The organism is Pseudorhodoferax aquiterrae (assembly GCF_014652235.1).
In the GTDB taxonomy this organism is placed as follows: domain Bacteria; phylum Pseudomonadota; class Gammaproteobacteria; order Burkholderiales; family Burkholderiaceae_C; genus Pseudorhodoferax; species Pseudorhodoferax aquiterrae.
Genome location: NZ_BMYK01000019.1, coordinates 49,069 through 62,396 on the forward strand (window position 1 = coordinate 49,069; position 13,328 = coordinate 62,396).

10 protein-coding genes are annotated in these 13,328 nt (G+C 68.3%); 3 read left to right on the forward strand and 7 right to left on the reverse strand.

Annotation, left to right across the window (positions count from 1 at the left end):
• Positions 1 to 120: 120 nt before the first annotated feature.
• The 6 genes from IE209_RS23295 to bfr all read right to left on the reverse strand — a co-directional run bounded on the left by IE209_RS23295 (position 121) and on the right by bfr (position 7,283).
• Positions 121 to 411: a (2Fe-2S)-binding protein gene (locus tag IE209_RS23295; RefSeq protein ID WP_114466948.1), complete on the reverse strand. Its 291-nt coding sequence runs from the start codon at positions 409 to 411 to the stop codon at positions 121 to 123.
• Between the two features lie 116 nt (positions 412 to 527).
• Entirely contained in the window at positions 528 to 1,664 is a 1,137-nt protein-coding gene (locus IE209_RS23300; protein ID WP_189689300.1) for an alpha-hydroxy acid oxidase, read from the reverse strand.
• Positions 1,665 to 1,764: 100 nt separating this feature from the next.
• Positions 1,765 to 3,159, reverse strand: a complete 1,395-nt coding sequence (locus IE209_RS23305; RefSeq protein ID WP_189689301.1) for an efflux transporter outer membrane subunit — start codon at positions 3,157 to 3,159, stop codon at positions 1,765 to 1,767.
• 11 nt (positions 3,160 to 3,170) lie between these two features.
• Positions 3,171 to 5,153, reverse strand: coding sequence for a MacB family efflux pump subunit (locus tag IE209_RS23310; RefSeq protein WP_189689302.1), 1,983 nt, complete (start codon positions 5,151 to 5,153; stop codon positions 3,171 to 3,173).
• Complete coding sequence (locus IE209_RS23315) at positions 5,153 to 6,640, reverse strand: efflux RND transporter periplasmic adaptor subunit (RefSeq protein ID WP_189689303.1); 1,488 nt, start codon at positions 6,638 to 6,640, stop codon at positions 5,153 to 5,155. Before IE209_RS23315 ends, IE209_RS23310 begins: the two co-directional genes overlap by 1 nt.
• A gap of 166 nt (positions 6,641 to 6,806) precedes the next feature.
• Entirely contained in the window at positions 6,807 to 7,283 is a 477-nt protein-coding gene (gene bfr / locus IE209_RS23320; protein ID WP_189689304.1) for a bacterioferritin, read from the reverse strand.
• Between the two features lie 268 nt (positions 7,284 to 7,551).
• On the opposite strand from bfr, the gene ahpC reads away from it, so the two are divergent.
• Both ahpC and ahpF read left to right on the forward strand, forming a co-directional pair.
• A complete protein-coding gene (gene ahpC, locus IE209_RS23325; protein ID WP_145551480.1) occupies positions 7,552 to 8,127 on the forward strand; it encodes an alkyl hydroperoxide reductase subunit C in 576 nt (191 codons plus the stop codon).
• A gap of 135 nt (positions 8,128 to 8,262) precedes the next feature.
• A complete protein-coding gene (ahpF, locus tag IE209_RS23330) occupies positions 8,263 to 9,846 on the forward strand; it encodes an alkyl hydroperoxide reductase subunit F (protein WP_189689305.1) in 1,584 nt (527 codons plus the stop codon).
• Between the two features lie 22 nt (positions 9,847 to 9,868).
• On the opposite strand, the gene ppsR is transcribed toward ahpF, so the two are convergent.
• Positions 9,869 to 10,690 (reverse strand): posphoenolpyruvate synthetase regulatory kinase/phosphorylase PpsR, encoded by an 822-nt coding sequence (ppsR, locus tag IE209_RS23335; RefSeq protein WP_189689306.1) that lies wholly within the window; start codon positions 10,688 to 10,690, stop codon positions 9,869 to 9,871.
• Positions 10,691 to 10,913: 223 nt separating this feature from the next.
• Between ppsR and ppsA the strand changes: the two genes are divergently transcribed.
• Positions 10,914 to 13,304 carry a phosphoenolpyruvate synthase gene (gene ppsA, locus IE209_RS23340; RefSeq protein ID WP_189689307.1) on the forward strand — a complete coding sequence of 797 codons (2,391 nt, stop codon included), beginning with the start codon at positions 10,914 to 10,916 and terminating at the stop codon, positions 13,302 to 13,304.
• The last annotated feature ends 24 nt before the right edge of the window (positions 13,305 to 13,328 follow it).

Sequence of the window (13,328 nt, forward strand, 5' to 3'; positions counted from 1 at the left end):
GAAAAGGACAAATGCCGAAGCGGGCGCCGACACGGTGCCCACCCTAAGAACGCACAGAGCGCAGTGTGGCGGCCCGGGCCTATCTGCGGAAGATCCACCAGGCCGAACCGACCACCAGGATCAGGCTGCCGCCGAGAGAGAACAGTTCCATGCAACGCCTTCCGTGATACTGCTGGCGAGCTTGGGAACCGGGGCGTCGAGACCGCGGTCATCGGGCCCGACGGCGCTGTGCAAGGCCGCGACCGGGTGCATGCGGCTGCACTGGTCGACGACCTCACGGGCGCACCCTTCACAGCGGCCACATTGCGTGGCCACGCCCAGTTCGAGCTGGATGTCGTCGAAGCTCAGACCGGCCCGCACGTGGCGGACGATTTCGCGGTCGGAGATCCGGTTGCACACACAGACGATCATGGCGATGAAGGCGGGTTGGCTGGCTGGTGAATGTCAGCACGATTATAAATACGAATTCATCGCATTTGTGCAACTTGTTGGCATGAAGACGGTTGCAGCGTGGGGATTTGCGCGTCTCAGGGGCTGCTGGGCCAGAGCATGCGCGGGCTGCAGTCGGCCAGGCGGGCGCAGCCGCACAAGGCCATCGCGATCTCCAGTTCGTCGCGCAACAGGCGCAGCACATGGGCCACGCCGACCGCACCCGCGTTGGCCAGGCCCCAGACCACTGGTCGTCCGACCAGGACGGCACGCGCGCCCAACGCCATGGCCTTGAGCACATCGGTGCCGCGGCGGATGCCGCCGTCCACGAGCACGGGCAGGGCGGTGCCGACGGCGTCGACGATGGGCGGCAACAAGGCCGCGGTGGGGGGCATGGTGTCCAGGGTCCGGCCACCATGGTTGGAAACGATGAGCCCGGCCACCTGCAAGGCCGCAGCCTGGCGCGCGTCCTCGGCATGCGCGATGCCCTTGAGCAGCACAGGCAGGCGGCTGATGGACTGCAGCCACTGCACGTCGTCCCAGGTCGGGGCGTGGCGCAGCAGCGCGTCGAACAGGGCGCTCTGGCCCGGCGCCAGCGCAACGGGCGGCGCCGGCGGCAATGCCGCCAGGTGCACGGCGGCGGCATGGGGTGGCACCTGGAAGCCGGCGCGGCGCTCGCGGTCCCGTGCCCCGCTGGTGGGGGCGTCCACGGTCAGCACCAAGGCCTCGTAGCCGGCCTGCTCGGCGCGGCGAACCAGTTCGCGCGTGAAGCCGCGGTCGTGTTGCAGGTAGAGCTGGAACCACAGCGGGCCGCGCGCGGGCTCGTGCGCGATGGCGGTGGCAATGGTCTCCAGCGGCGTGCTGGCCTGGGTGCTCAGCACGAGCCCCGCGCCGAGCGCGCAGGCCGCGTGGGCCGTGGCCAGTTCGCCATCCGCATGCGCCATGCGCTGGAACGCGACGGGTGCCACCAGGATGGGGTGGGCCAGTTCGCGGCCCAGCAGTTGCACACGCGTGTTGCCGCCTTGCAGCGGCCGCAGCACGCGGGGGTGCAGCTGCAGCGCATCCCAGGCCGCGCGGTTGGCGCGCAGCGTGATCTCGTCGCCCGCGCCGCCGCTGAAATAGGCCCAGGCGTTGTCATCCAGCCGGGTGCGGGCGTGGGCTTCATGGTCGGCCAGCGTGGCCAGCCCGGCGGGGAGGGCGGCGACGCTAGGCACGGGCGGCGGGGCAGCTGGCATCCCGCCAGTATCGCAATGCCGCAGGTCTGCGCCCGCCGGGCGCGTCGGATGCGCACGCGCCTTGGTGAAACATCCAGTGGCGCGGCGGGACCGGCCGGCTTCACGACGCGGGTCGGACCCAGCCTCCCCCGAGCGCCTTGTACAGATCCACCGCCGCGGTCAGCCGCGCCAACCGCTGCTGGGCCAGGCTGTCCTGCGCCAAGAACAGCGTGCGCTGCGCGTCCAGCGTGCTGAGCAGGTCTTCCACGCCTTCGCGGTAGCGCAGTTCGGCCAGGGCCAGCGCGCGCTGGGCCTCGTCGCGGATCGCCCGTTGCGATTGCTCCTGGCTGCGGTTGCGTGCGATGTTCGAGAGGCTGTCCTCCACCTCCTTGAGCGCGCGGTGGATGGACGCGCGGTAGCTTTCCACCAGCACGCGGCGCTGGGATTCGCTCTGCAGCACCTGGTTGCGCAGCCGGCCACTGTCGAAGAGCGTCTGCGCCACCGAGGCCGTGAGCCCCACGCTGAAGCTCGGGTTCGCGAGCGACAGCAGCGCGCTGCTGGCCAGCCCGGTCGAGCCCGACAGCTGGATGCTGGGCAGCAAGGCGGCGCGGGCCACGGCCACGTTGGCGTCGGCCTGCTGCAGCGCGGCTTCGGCGCTGGCGAGGTCCGGGCGGCGCAGCAACAGGTCGGAGGGCAGGCCCGGCGCCACGGCCGGCACGGCCAGTGCGTCCAGCGCCATGCCCGCCACCGAGAAGCCCTGCGGCGCGCGACCGAGCAGCAGCGCCAGCGCCGCCAGGGTCTGGCGTTCCTGCACCTGCAGCGGCTCGATGGTGGCGCGCTGGCTCAGCACCGTGGTGCGCTGGCGCGACAGGTCCAGCGCCGAGGCCGCGCCGTTGTCGTAGCGCGCTTGCACGATGCGGAACACGCGTTCGGCGATGGCCAGGTTCTCCTGCGCAATCGCGCGCCGCACGCGCAGCGCCAGCACCTGGAAGTAGGCATTGGCGACTGCGCTGCTGACGGACAGGCGCACCGTCTGCAGGTCGTAACGGCTGCCGGCGAGGCTGGCCTGTGCGCTGTCCACGGTGGCGGCCAGCCGGCCCCACAGGTCGACCTCGTAGCTGGCCGACAGCGACACGCCCGACGAGCGCGCGCTGGCGCCGCCGGTGCCGGACGGATCGATGTAGCGCTCGGCCGTGCTGGCCCCGCCGGACAGCGAGGGGAACAGCGAAGTGCCAGCGATGCGCACGGCCAGTTCGGCCTGGCGCACGCGCTCGGCCGCGATCGCGAGGTCGCTGCTGCCGGCCAGGGCCTGCTCGACCAGCGCCGCAAGTTCGGGCGCAGCGAAGCTGTTCCACCAGTCGGGCTGCAGTGCATCCAGGCCGGCCGGCGCTTCGGCGAACCGGGGCGGCATGGCGGGCTCGGCCCACGGCGCTTCGACCGGCGGCGCGGCGCAGCCGGCGGCGACAAGCGCGAGCAGGACGGCGCCGGCCGCGCGTCGACATGGCGGGAGGGGCATGGACAGGACCTTCATTCGGAAGACAGGGCCACGACCGGGTCTAGCCGCGCAGCCTTGCGTGCCGGCAGCCAGCCGAACACCAGTCCGGTAGCGAACGCGCAGCCGAAGGCCAGCAGCACGGGCGAGAGCGAATACCGGATCGGCGTCTCGAAGGCTGCGATGACGGCCGCGGCGACGAGCCCGCCGCCCACGCCGATGGCCCCGCCCAGCGCCGAAACCACCACGGCTTCGATCAGGAACTGCTGCAGGATGTTGCGCTCGCGCGCGCCCGTGGCCATGCGGATGCCGATCTCGCGGGTGCGCTCGGTCACCGAGACCAGCATGATGTTCATCACGCCGATGCCGCCGACCAGCAGCGAGATCGCCGCGATCGAGCCCAGCAGCATGGTCATGGTGTTCTGGGTCTCCATGCTGGCCGCAAGGATCGAGGCCATGTTGCGGATCTGGTAGTCCACCACGCCATGGCGCTCGAGCAGCAGCTGTTCCACCTCGGCCTGGGTCGCGTCGATGCGCGCCACGTCGTCCACCGCCACCGTCACGTTGCGCAGGAAGCGCTGGCCCGACAGCCGCAGGCTGCTCGTGGCATAGGGCAGGAAGACCACGTCGTCCTGGTCGCTCCCAGTGGGCGAGGCGCCGCGCTCGGCCATCACGCCCACCACCTGCAGGATCAGGTTGTTGATCAGAACGTACTGGCCGACCGGCTCGGTGCCGTCGGGAAACAGGGCATTGGCAACGGTCTGCCCCAGGACCGCCACCTTGGCGTAGGTCCGATCGTCCTCCTCGCTGAAGAAGGTGCCCTGCGCCACCGGCCATTGCCGCGCGAGCGGGAACTTGGCCGAGGTGCCGGTGACGGTCGTGCTGTGGTCCGCGCCCGAGCGCCGCAGCGTGGCCGTGCTGGTCTGCTCCGGCACGGCGGCCAGCACGTTGGGCAGGGTGTCGATGGCGTACACGTCGGACAGCACCAGCGTGGCCGTGTTGTTGAAGCCGCGCTGGTTGGGCGCACCGGGCCGCACCAGCAGCAGGTTCGAACCCATGGCGCTGATGCGCTCGACCACGGCTTGTTGGGCACCGTCGCCGATGGCCAGCATGGCGATCACCGAGCCCACACCGATCACGATGCCCAGCAGCGTCAGCACCGAGCGGAACACATTGGCACGCAGCGAGCGCAGCGCCATCTTGGCGGCCTCCACCACGTCGCCCAGGAAGGAGCCACCGCCACGGTGCGGTTGCGGCGTGAAGGCCGTGTTCTCGGGCGGCCGGTCGGCCGTGCCGCTGTCCGACAGGATGCGGCCGTCCTTGATCTCGATGAGGCGGTGCGCATGCTCGGCCACCTCGCGCGCGTGGGTGATCAGGATCACCGTGTGGCCCTGGGCCGACAGCTGGGCCAGCAAGGCCATCACGTCGGCACCGCTCTTGCTGTCCAGCGCGCCCGTGGGCTCGTCGGCCAGGATGATGCGGCCACCGTTCATGAGTGCCCGCGCGATCGACACGCGCTGCTGCTGTCCGCCCGAGAGCTGGTTGGGCCGGTGGTGGTGGCGCGTGCCCAGGCCCAGCCCGTCCAGCAGCGCGAGCGCACGGGCATGGCGTTCGGCCGCCGGCATGCCGGAGTACATGGCCGGCACCTCCACGTTCTCGGCCGCGCTGGCGGTGGCGATCAGGTGGTAGCTCTGGAACACGAAGCCGAAGTCGTCGCGGCGCAGCAGCGCAAGCGCGTCGCGCGAGAGCTGTGAGACGTCGCCTCCCAGGAAGTGGTAGCTGCCCGTGGTGGGGCGGTCCAGGCAGCCCAGGATGTTCATGAGCGTGGATTTGCCCGAGCCCGAGGCGCCTACGATGGCGACGAACTCGCCCTCGTGGATGACGAGGTCGATGCCATGCAGCACCTGCACCGCGAGATCGCCGTTGGCATAGGTCTTGGTGACGCCGCGCAGCTCGATCAGCGGCGCGCCCGGCGGAACGGCCGCGCGGGCCAGCCCGGGGTCTTCCGCCGGCTTCATCAGCGCGGGCCCCCGGGCGGCAACAGCGGCATGCCGCCACCCTGCAGGCCCGAGCGCTGCGGGCCCTGGCTGCCGCGTGCGCCAGAGGCGGCGCCGGCCGGCAGGCGCAGGCCGGCAATGACCTCCTCGCCCTCGGCCAGACCGGACAGGATCTGCACCTGCACGCGGTTGGCGATCCCGATCTCCACGCGGCGCTCCTCAATGCGGCCTTCGGCGTCGATCACGCGCACGGTGGCCTGGCGCGGCCCGCGCTGGGGCATGCCGGTTGGGCCTGTGAACAGGCCGCGGTGGACGGCTTGGGCGGCCTGGTCCGGCGCGCGCACGGCAGCCACCCGGTCGGCGGGCGGCGCGTCGGCCGGCGGGGCCGTGTGCGGGCCGACTTCGGCAGCACCACGTGCGCGGCGAGGTTCGCGCTCGGCCTGTGCCCCCTGGGCCGGCGCGCTCGCTGCCGAACCGGCGGGCACGGGCGCCGATGCGGCGCTGGCCGGCCCGCCCTGGCGGCGCGGCCCGCGCGGCTGGCTTTGTACGGCGCCGGCGGGCACCAGCAGCGTGCCCTGCGCCTGGGCGGCGATGAAGAACACCTGGGCCGTCATCGAGGTCATGAGGCGCTGGTCGGCGTTGGGCACGTCGAACAGCGCGTTGTAGAGCACCACGTTGTTGGTCACCGTGGGCGTGGGCTCGACCTTGCGCAGCTGGCCGTACCAGCGCTGGCCCTGGCTTCCGAGCGTCGTGAAGTACACCGGCATGGTCACGCGCAGCCGGCCCACGTCGGCTTCGGACACCTGGGTCTGCACCGTCATGGTCGACAGGTCGGCCACGCGCAGGAGAATGGGCGCGGACTGGTTGGCGTTGAGCGTCTGGCCCTGGCGCGCGGTGACCGAGACCACTACGCCCGCGATCGGGGCGTAGATGCGCGCGTAATTGAGGTTGGCCTCGTTGGCGCGCAGCGTGGACTGGGTCTGCTCGATCGAGGCCTTTTGCGCGGCCAGCTGGGCCTCGGCCGAGCGCAGATTGTTCTCGGCCGTGCGCAGCGCCTCCACCGTGGTCGCGTCGGCCGCCATGAGGTTCTTCTGCCGCTGGTGCTGGTCACGCGCCAGCACCAGGGCTGCCTCGCGCACGAGCAGATTGGCCTGCAAATTGCGCAGCCCGGCACGGCTGGCGTCCACGTTGGCCAGTAGCACCGTGGGATCGATTTCTGCCAGCAGGTCGCCCTGCTGCACGATGGAGCCCACCTCGACATGGATCTTCCTGAGCTGGCCGCTGACCTGGGCCCCCACGTCCACATAGTCGCGCGGCTGCAATGTGCCGGTGGCGGTGACCAGATCCTCGATGTCGCCGCGTTGCACCTCGGCGATCTGGTACTGGTCGCGCGGGTTCTCTGCCCGCAACCATGTCTTCCAGTCAAGGTAGCCGCCGCCGGCGAGCAGGGCGGTGGCGGCCAGAAGGCCGAGCAGGCGGGGCCAGAGTGCTTTTCGGGTGGAGGGCAAGGTGCGGGCCGAATTTGTTACAGACGGTAGCGCGCAAGTATGCCGGCAGGCGGCCCTGCGCCGATCGCCATCGTGTTGTCCGCACGCGGCGTTGCGGTGGAGCCCGCTGCCAATGAAAAACGGCGGGGAGAACCCCGCCGTTGCGATCGGAAACTTCAGTGCCGCGTCATTCGAGCTCGCCCATCTGGCTTTGCAGGTAGTTCTGCAGGCCGACCTTCTGGACCAGGTCGATCTGGGTTTCCAGGAAATCGATGTGCTCCTCGGTGTCGTCCAGGATCCCTTGCAGCAGGTCGCGCGAAACGTAGTCGCGCACGGTCTCGCAGTGGGCGATGCCGTCCTTGATCGTGGCCTGCGCGCCGTACTCCATCTTGAGGTCGCAGTTCAGCAGCTCGGGCACGTCCTCTCCGACCATGAGCTTGCCCAGGTCCTGCAGGTTGGGCAGGCCGTCCAGCATGAAGATGCGGTCCATGAGCTTGTCGGCGTGCTTCATCTCGCCGATGGACTCCTCGTATTCCTTCTTGGCCAGCTTGTCCAAACCCCAGTGCTTGAGCATGCGGTAGTGCAGGAAGTACTGGTTGATCGCGGTCAGCTCGTTCTTGAGTTGCGCCTGCAGGTGCGCGATGACTTGGGGATCGCCTTGCATGGGGTATTCCTTTCTTATGCCGCTGTGGGGTGGATCAAGCGGCGCATTGTCGTGTTTCGCGCATGGCAGCACCAGGCAATGGCCCCGCGTTGGCGGTGTGCCTGCGGCTGACATTGATAGGCGTTCTTGCTCAACACGTGACAGAACGGCGGCGGCGCATTGGCTTTTTCAATGCAGGCCATATCGGCAAACGATTGGTCTCGGGCCTGGGGCCAGGGTTAAAGTTCGGTCTTCGCGAATTTCCCAACTGCCTTAGACAAGGAACAACATGTCTCTGATCAACACGCAAGTCCAACCTTTCAAGACCACCGCCTACGTCAACCGCTCCGGCAAGGGTGAGTTCATCGAGGTGACCGAGGCGAATCTGAAGGGCAAGTGGTCCGTCCTGATCTTCATGCCGGCAGCCTTCACCTTCAACTGCCCGACCGAGATCGAGGACGCTGCCGACAACTACGCCGAATTCCAGAAGGCCGGTGCCGAGGTCTACATCGTGACGACCGACACGCACTTCTCGCACAAGATCTGGCACGAAACCTCCGACGCGGTGGGCAAGGCCAAGTTCCCGCTGGTCGGCGACCCGACGCACGCACTGACCAACGCCTTCGGTGTGCACATTCCCGAAGAAGGCCTGGCACTGCGCGGCACCTTCGTGATCAACCCCGATGGCGTGATCAAGACGCTGGAAATCCACTCCAACGAGATCGCCCGTGACGTGTCCGAGACGCTGCGCAAGCTCAAGGCTGCCCAGTTCACCGCCGCCAACCCTGGCCAGGTCTGCCCGGCCAAGTGGAAGGAAGGCGCCAAGACGCTGACGCCGTCGCTGGACCTGGTCGGCAAGATCTAAGCCGCAGCCGGCAACGGCAGGGCGCTCCGAGCGCCCAGCAGCCGGACAGCGTCATGGCGCGCATGCGCCATGCCGTCCGGCTTTTTTTCGCCCGTTTGATCCCCATCTAGAACTCGACACTGAAAGGAATCCACCATGCTCGACGACCAACTCAAAGCCCAGCTCGGCGCCTACCTGGAGCGCGTCACGCAGCCGTTCGAACTGGTGGCTTCCCTGGACGACAGCGAGACCGCGCGCGACATGCGCAGCCTGCTGGAAACGATCCAGAGCCTGCGCAGCGACAAGATCACGCTGCGCTTTGACGGCAAGGACGCGCGCAAGCCGTCCTTCAGCCTGCAGCGCACGGGCGCCGGCACGCAGGACCTGAACCTGCGATTCGCCGGCCTGCCGCTGGGCCACGAGTTCACTTCGCTGGTGCTGGCGCTGCTGTGGACCGGCGGCCATCCGCCCAAGGTCGAGCAGGATGTCATCGACCAGGTCAAGGCGCTGGACGGCGACTACCAGTTCGAGGTCTTCATGGGCCTGGACTGCCACAACTGCCCGGACGTGGTGCAGGCCCTGTCGCTGATGGCCGTGCTGAACCCGCGCGTGAAGACCGTCGTCATCGAAGGCAATGCCTTCCACAAGGAAGTCACCGAGCGCGAAATCATGGCTGTGCCCATGGTGTTCCTCAACGGCGAAGCGTTCGGCGCAGGCCGCATGTCGCTCGAAGAGATCGTCGGCAAGCTCGACACCGGCGCGGCCGCCCGGGAGGGCGCCAAGCTGTCGGCCAAGGACCCGTACGACGTGCTGATCGTGGGCGGTGGCCCGGCCGGTGCCGCCGCCGCCGTGTACGCGGCGCGCAAGGGCATCCGCACCGGCGTGGCGGCCGAGCGCTTCGGCGGCCAGGTCAACGACACGCTAGGCATCGAGAACTACATCTCCATCGTGGAGACCGATGGCCCCAAGTTCGCTGCCAACCTGGAGGCGCATGTGCGCGCCTACGAGGTCGACATCATGAACCTGCAGCGGGCCGACAAGCTGGTGCCGGCCGCCGAACCGGGCGGCCTGGTCGAGGTGCACCTGGCCAACGGCGGCGTGCTCAAGGGCAAGACCGTGATCCTGTCCACCGGTGCGCGCTGGCGCAACGTGAACGTTCCCGGCGAGGCCGAGTACCGCAACAAGGGTGTGGCCTATTGCCCGCACTGCGACGGCCCGCTGTTCAAGGGCAAGCGCGTGTCGGTCATCGGTGGCGGCAACTCGGGTGTCGAGGCCGCGATCGACCTGGCCGGCATCGTGAGCCATGTGACGCTGGTCGAGTTCGCCGAGCAGCTCAAGGCCGATGCCGTGCTGGTGCGCAAGCTGCTGAGCCTGCCCAACGTGACCGTGCACACCAATGCCCAGACCACCGAGATCCTGGGTGCCGACGGCAAGGTCAACGGCCTGCGTTACAAGGACCGCGCGACCGGTGCCGAACACCTCGTGGCGCTGGAAGGCGTGTTCGTGCAGATCGGCCTGGTGCCCAACACCGAATGGCTCAAGGGCACGGTCGAGCTGTCCAAGTACGGCGAGATCATCGTCGACGCCAAGGGCCAGACCTCGGTGCCGGGCGTGTTCGCGGCCGGCGATGCGACCACCACGCCTTACAAGCAGATCGTGATCGCCGCGGGCGAGGGCGCCAAGGCGGCCCTGTCGGCCTTCGACCACCTGATCCGCAGTTCGGCACCGGTCGCCGCCTGATGCGGCAGGCCGGGGCGGCGCTTCAATAGCTGAGCCGCTCCGGCCGCACCTCCTGCAAGATGGTGGTGGCGATCTCTTCGATGGACTTGGTCGTGGTGCTGAGCCAGCGGATGCCGCTGCGCCGCATCATCGACTCGGCCGCGGCCACCTCCATGCGGCAGTTCTCAAGCGATGCGTAGCGCGAGTTGGGCCGGCGCTCGTTGCGGATCTCCGAAAGGCGCTCGGGGTTGATCGTCAGCCCGAACAGCTTGGCGCGGTGCGGCACCAGCGAAGGCGGCAGGTGGTTGCGCTCGAAGTCTTCCGGGATCAGCGGGTAGTTCGAGGCCTTGAGGCCGTACTGCATGGCCAGGTAGAGCGAGGTCGGCGTCTTGCCGCTGCGCGAAACACCGACCAGGATCACGTCGGACTGCTGCAGGTCACGGTCGCTCTGGCCGTCGTCGTGCTCGAGCGAGAAGTTGATTGCCGCGATGCGGTCGTTGTAGGCCTGGCTCTTGCTGATGTCGCTGAACCGGCCCACGCGGTGGTGCGACTTGATGCCCAGCTCCACCTCCAGCGGCCGCACGAAGGTGCCGAACATGTCCAGCAGCATGCCGTCGCAATGCTGCTCGAAGAACTGCAGCACCTCGACGTTGACGATGGTCGTGAACACCAGCGGTTTGCGGTTCTCGACCTCGGCCGTGTGGTTGATCTGGCGCACCGCCTGGTGCGCCTTGTCGATGGTGTCGACGAAGGGCAGGCGCACATGGCGCGTCTTCATGTCGAACTGCGCGAGGATGGCGTTGCCGAAGGTTTCGGCCGTGATGCCCGTGCCGTCGGAAATGAAGAATACGGTGCGGGTGGTCATAGGTGCTCCAGAAACTGCGCGGCCATTTTGCAGGAACTGTGCCTACACACCGCGTCCGGGCTGGCCCCTACAATGCCGCCCCAATGTCCCAGATTTTCACCATCCGGTGCGCGCACACACAGCAACGACAACGACGTTGCGCCGCCGGCATGGACGACGTTGCTGACGGCGGGGTGTCCTGCGGGCGGCGTGCAGACGGTTTTTCAACCTTTGGAGCTTTCCCATGTCTGCACTCTTTGAGGCGACCGCCCTGGTCGTTCCGTTTGAGAACCTGAGAATGACCGACGTCGAGGCGGTTGGCGGCAAGAACGCCAGCCTCGGCGAAATGATCTCGCAGCTGCCCCAGGGCGTGCGCGTGCCCACGGGCTTCGCGACCACCGCCCATGCCTTCCGCCAATTCCTCGCGCACGAAGGCCTGACCCAACGCATCGCCCAGCGCCTTGCCACGCTGGACATCGAAGACGTGCGCGCGCTCGCCGCCGCCGGTTCCGAGATCCGCGGCTGGATCGAAGCCCAGCCCTTCCCGGCCGACCTGGAGAAGGGCGTGCGCGAAGCCTTCGCCAAGCTGTCGGCCGGCAACGAGCAGGCCAGTTTCGCGGTGCGTTCATCCGCCACGGCCGAAGACCTTCCCGACGCCTCGTTCGCCGGCCAGCAGGAGACCTTCCTGAACGTGGTGGGCATCGAGGACGTGCTGCACAAGATGAAGGAGGTGTTCGCCTCCCTCTACAACGACCGCGCGATCAGCTACCGCGTGCACAAGGGCTTCGCCCACGACGTGGTGGCCCTGTCGGCCGGTGTGCAGCGCATGGTGCGCTCCGACCAGGGCGCGGCCGGCGTGATGTTCACGATCGACACCGAGTCGGGCTTCGACCAGGTGGTGTTCATCACCTCCAGCTACGGCCTCGGCGAAACCGTGGTGCAGGGCGCCGTGAATCCCGACGAGTTCTACGCCCACAAGCCCATGCTCAAGGCCGGCAAGAAGGCTGTGATCCGCCGCAACCTGGGCAGCAAGCTGATCCAGATGGTGTTCGCCACGCCTGAGGAAAAGAAGGCCAGCGGCAAGCTGGTCAAGACCGTGGACGTGCCGACCGAGTTGCGCAACCGCTATTCGCTGACCGATGCCGAGGTCGAGCAACTGGCGCAGTACGCCCTCGTGATCGAGGAGCACTATGGCCGCCCCATGGACATCGAATGGGGCAAGGACGGCACCGACGGCCAGCTCTACATCCTGCAGGCCCGTCCGGAGACCGTGAAGAGCCAGCAGGCCGGCAAGGCCGAGCAGAAGTACAAGCTCAAGGGCAAGAGCGCCGTGCTGGCCGAAGGCCGCGCCATCGGCCAGAAGATCGGTACCGGCCCGGTGCGCGTGGTCGAGGGCATCCACCAGATGGACGAGGTGCAGCCCGGCGACGTGCTCGTGACCGACATGACCGACCCCAATTGGGAGCCCGTCATGAAACGGGCCAGCGCCATCGTGACCAACCGCGGCGGCCGCACCTGCCACGCGGCCATCATCGCGCGCGAACTGGGCATCCCGGCCGTGGTCGGCTGCGGCGACGCGACCGAGCGCCTGAAGACCGGCACGCTGGTCACCGTGAGCTGCGCCGAGGGCGACACCGGCCACATCTACGACGGCCTGCTGGAAACCGAGGTGACCGAGGTCGAGCGCGGCGCCATGCCCGAGATCAAGACCAAGATCATGATGAACGTGGGCAACCCGCAGCTGGCCTTCGACTTCTGCCAGCTGCCCAATGGCGGCGTGGGCCTGGCGCGGCTGGAGTTCATCATCAACAACAACATCGGCGTGCACCCCAAGGCCATCCTCGACTACCCGAACGTCGATGCCGACCTCAAGAAAGCCGTCGAGTCGGTGGCCCGCGGCCATGCCTCGCCGCGCGCCTTCTACGTCGACAAGGTGGCCGAGGGCGTGGCGACCATCGCCGCGGCCTTCTGGCCCAAGCCCGTGATCGTGCGCCTGTCGGACTTCAAGTCCAACGAGTACCGCAAGCTGATCGGCGGCAGCCGCTACGAGCCCGAGGAAGAGAACCCCATGCTGGGCTTCCGCGGCGCAGCGCGCTACATCAGCGCCGATTTCGGCGAGGCCTTCGCGATGGAGTGCCAGGCCTTGAAGCGCGTGCGCAACGACATGGGCCTGACCAATGTGCAGATCATGGTGCCCTTCGTGCGCACCCTGAAGCAGGCCGAGCGCGTGACCGGGCTGCTGGCCCAGCATGGCTTGAAGCGCGGCCAGGACGCGCTCAAGGTCATCATGATGTGCGAGGTGCCCAGCAACGCCATCCTGGCCGACCAGTTCCTCGAGTACTTCGACGGCTTCTCGATCGGTTCGAACGACCTGACCCAGCTCACGCTGGGCCTGGACCGCGACTCCGGCCTGGAGCTGCTGGCCGCCGACTTCGACGAGCGCGACCCGGCCGTGCAGGCCATGCTCAAGCGCGCCATCGACGCCTGCAAGGCCCAGGGCAAGTACGTGGGCATCTGCGGCCAGGGCCCCAGTGACCACCCGGACTTCGCGCAGTGGCTGGCCGACCAGGGCATCGAGTCGATCTCGCTGAACCCGGACACGGTGGTGGCGACCTGGCAGCAGCTGGCGCGCTGAAGCGCAAGGTCGGTCCTTTGCACC

Excerpts from the sequence above, each read along its gene's own strand:
- IE209_RS23295 (WP_114466948.1), bottom strand. The coding sequence starts at position 411 with ATGATCGTCTGTGTGTGCAACCGGATCTCCGACCGCGAAATCGTCCGC.
- IE209_RS23300 (WP_189689300.1), bottom strand. The coding sequence starts at position 1,664 with ATGCCAGCTGCCCCGCCGCCCGTGCCTAGCGTCGCCGCCCTCCCCGCC.
- IE209_RS23305 (WP_189689301.1), bottom strand. The coding sequence starts at position 3,159 with ATGCCCCTCCCGCCATGTCGACGCGCGGCCGGCGCCGTCCTGCTCGCG.
- IE209_RS23310 (WP_189689302.1), bottom strand. The coding sequence starts at position 5,153 with ATGAAGCCGGCGGAAGACCCCGGGCTGGCCCGCGCGGCCGTTCCGCCG.
- bfr (WP_189689304.1), bottom strand. The coding sequence starts at position 7,283 with ATGCAAGGCGATCCCCAAGTCATCGCGCACCTGCAGGCGCAACTCAAG.
- ahpC (WP_145551480.1), top strand. The coding sequence starts at position 7,552 with ATGTCTCTGATCAACACGCAAGTCCAACCTTTCAAGACCACCGCCTAC.
- ahpF (WP_189689305.1), top strand. The coding sequence starts at position 8,263 with ATGCTCGACGACCAACTCAAAGCCCAGCTCGGCGCCTACCTGGAGCGC.
- ppsR (WP_189689306.1), bottom strand. The coding sequence starts at position 10,690 with ATGACCACCCGCACCGTATTCTTCATTTCCGACGGCACGGGCATCACG.
- ppsA (WP_189689307.1), top strand. The coding sequence starts at position 10,914 with ATGTCTGCACTCTTTGAGGCGACCGCCCTGGTCGTTCCGTTTGAGAAC.